General features: G+C 40.2%; 1 pseudogene. It reads right to left on the bottom strand.

Going from position 1 to position 3,805, the window contains the following annotated elements:
- A pseudogene (locus tag EV144_RS24145) lies at positions 1 to 3,805 on the bottom strand (hypothetical protein); the annotation flags it as partial.

Below are 3,805 nucleotides of genomic sequence, written 5' to 3'. Positions count from 1 at the left end.
GCCTGCCGTGGTAAGATCAACATTGATCGCAAAATTACCCTCAGCTACATTACACTGTGCAGCTAAAACTGCTGTCATCACTGGAGTAGGGTCTAATCCTATTGATACCGGTAACTGAACTGGACAGTTTTTAGAATCTTTTGCATAAATAATATAATTGCCTGATTCTGCATTTAATACATTATTGGCTGTACTCCATCCAGATCCTGTTACGGTTGGAGGCGTGGCTGTTGCCAATAGAATCTGGTAGAAATACGGTGCTGTTCCGCCTTGTGCCGTAGCACTGATCTGACCCGCATTGGTATTACAATTATCGTTCTTAGTGTTAAAAGTTAAGCTTAGAGCTGCACTTGGTGAAGCTACTGTAACAACATTGGTTGTTGCTGAACAGAATGCACCTGCTGTTTCTTTTACTACAATAGTATAATTGCCTGCTCCAAGTCCGGTGATAGGAAGAGGGTTAACTGTTCCGTCAACTCCTGTTACTACTCGTACTGAAGCACCTGCTGCATTGAATATCTCATAATCGTATGTTCCGGCATAACCTGAAACATTGATTCTGATCGCACCGTCTGTATCACCAAAACAAGTAACTGCTGTAACGGCATCTGCTGTTACTTTGATTAAATCGTATGGTGCAACAGTGAATTTAGCTGTATCTACATAACAGCCTGTTACGTTGTCTATTATTCGGAAGTAATAGTCGCCTGCTCCGGTTACCGGGAAAACTCCTGTAGCCTGAGGTGCTCCGTTTGGAAGAAGCTGGTAGCTTAAATTACCTGATCCCCCTGCAGCTGTTACCGTTAATGAACCCGTATCTCTACAGTCGATTGCTGCGCTTACCGAAACAACCGGACTGGTGATTTTTGGAATAGTCGTAACTGCAACTGTTCCTGATGCAGGACAATTGTTTGCATCTTTTACATACACTGTTAAGTTGTATGATAAACCTGTATCAGCGATATCAAATGTATTTCCAGGGAAATAATTCGTTCCGTTGATACTATAAGTATAAGGCCCTTGTCCCCCTGTAGCATTGATCGTAACTACAGTAGTATTAGTTGAATTATCAGGTGCACATTTAAATGGTGCCGCTGCTGATGATGCTAATACCTGAACTGGTGCAAGCTGGTCAATCGTCACAGGAAGTGTAGTCGAACAATTTCTGCCTGAGGTAACCGTAACATTATAGGTTCCTGCCGCAAGTCCTGTAAATACATTACTTGTCTGAGGCGCTCTAACAACTACCGGAGGTAATGCCGTAGTGCTTAAACTGTACATATAAACAGGATTATTGCTTAATGCATCTAAAGTTACTGTTACTGTTCCGTCAGTACCTCCATTACATTTTACATCGGTGTGAGCCAGTGTAAAGCTTACTGGAAGGGCTGCTTCTATTTTTATAGGTTTCTCCACTGAACAAGCTGTCGCCGAAGCGTCTGTAACACGTACAATATAATCGCCTGCCGCAAGACCTGCAAAAATATTTGTTCCCTGAGGACCTGCAACGGTCGTCGTTCCTGTTGAATTCAACAACGTATAAGTATATGTCGATGAACCGCCTTCTGCTGTTACTGTAATCTCCCCTGTTGCTGCTGTACATGATGGTAAAGCAGTAACTTCTGGTGTAAACCCTATAGGCGCCAATATTGTTAAGTTAACCGTATTACCGCATCCGTTCACATCATGGACCGCAACACTGTGAGCCCCTGATGATAAACCTGAAATCGTAAATGGAACTGTGCCTGACTGGAATGATCCGCCGTCTACACTAAAGGTATACGGTGACACGCCTGCCGTGGTAAGATCAACATTGATCGCAAAATTACCCTCAGCTACATTACACTGTGCAGCTAAAACTGCTGTCATCACTGGAGTAGGGTCTAACGGAACAACTTTAACTACAGCTGGTTGTATACATCCATTGCTGTCTTTTGCGTAAGCAATATAACTACCAGCTGTTAAATCAAATGAACTGCTATCAACCCATGCATCAGTCGCAACTGGTGCAGTTGCTGTTGATAATAATACTAAATATTTATAAGGTCCTGTACCGCCTTGAGCAGCAACACTAATATTTCCTGGTTTATTACAATTAGCATTTTTATTTACAGTTGCTGTAACTGTTAATGGAATAACAGATTGTGTAATTGTAAATGGTTTGCTAGAATTTTTACATCCAGGATTTGATCCTCCAACTTCTGTAAATAAAATATAGTATGTCCCTGGTACAAGTGGTCCAAAATCGGTAACAGTAGTTGTTAATGTACCTAATAAACCTGTAGCAGTTCCTTGAACAGCTGGAGAATATGGCACATTACTTAAAGAATTATAAACCTGATAGCTTACATCTGTAGATGTTGCATAATTTTTTGTAAAAGAGAAAGTAACTTTTCCATCACCAGCACCTTTACAAGTAACATTTGCAGCTACAGGATCTGTAACTGTTAAAGTTGATAATGTAGGTGTTTTTATATCTGCTTGTTTAAAGAAATAACATTTTGTTGTTTCATCATACACTATAAAAGAATAAATAACTCCTGGATTTAAACCTGTAAAAGTAGATTGCAATAAATTAGGATCTCCTGGTAATGCAGGAGGTGAAACTGCATCAGCATCCTGATACGAACCTGAATGTGTTGCATAATCATAATTACCCGGATTTAATGGGTCAATTGGATACAAAGCAAAATGATATGGTCCTCCTGCAATTGGAGGAGTTGTCTTAACCACAAGACTTGCTGATGTACAAGATGGTACACCTGGTGCAATAGAAATGTCCAAATCTTCGGGTGGTGAAGCTATGTTGATTGTTTTAGTCAATGAACAACCATTAAAATCTGTAACGGTTAGTTCGTAACTTCCGAAATTCAAAATGACAAAAGTATGGTCCTCTCTTGCTAATGGTGAAAAAGTTTGTGTTGCACTGCTATTACTTGTTAAAGTATAAATGAAACCAGATGTAGCAGGAACAGGAGGACCTGTTGCTGCTGTACCACCCGTTAAAGCAGTTACACTTATAGATCCCAACGCAGTTCCTGTAGCACCGCCCACACAAGTAATCTGGGTAATTCCAGGTGTAAAGGCAATAGCAGTTGGCTGTGCAATGTTCACATTAGCAGTAACTGTACATCCTTTTGCATCAGTTACAGTCACAATATAATCACCTGCAGGAAGTCCTGTAGTTTGCGTTCCGTAATTAACATTTGGTATGGCCAAAAGACTATTGTCTTTTACTACTGTTGTTGTATAAGGAGCTGCACCTACTGTTGTATCAATAACTACATTAATAGAACCTGTAGCATCTCCATTACAGTAAATAGGATTTCCTTGCGCTGCTGAAGTAATTACTGGCGCTGTTTTAGGCTCTACATTTACAGTTGATGTAGTTGTACAGTTAGCAGCATCAGTAAATGTGAATACATAACTTGTAGTTGTTGCAGCTGTTACCGCTGTAGCATCTGTATAAGTAAATGTCGTACCAGTAACAGTATGAACTGTAGCATCTGGAACTCCATTAATAGTTACTGTATACGTATAATTTGGAGTTGTTACATTAAGAATTCCTCCATTAATTGTTCCGTCAATTGTTATATCTGTAGCAATACACGTTGGTCCAGCTGTTAAAACCGCTGTAGACTTCAAAGCAGTACCTATAATCTGGCTTACTGCTGTTGATTTACATCCGTAAGCATCTTTTACAATTACGGTGTAAGTTCCCGGAAGTAAATTAGAGAACGTATCTCCTGACTGGTAGCTTGTCCCATTATTGATACTGTATTCATATGGTGCAACACCGCCTGTT

Origin of the sequence: Flavobacterium sp. 270 (genome assembly GCF_004368785.1) — a bacterium.
Lineage (GTDB): Bacteria > Bacteroidota > Bacteroidia > Flavobacteriales > Flavobacteriaceae > Flavobacterium.
The sequence above is the reverse complement of the archived record's forward strand: the minus strand, read 5'-3'. Positions and strand labels throughout refer to the sequence as shown.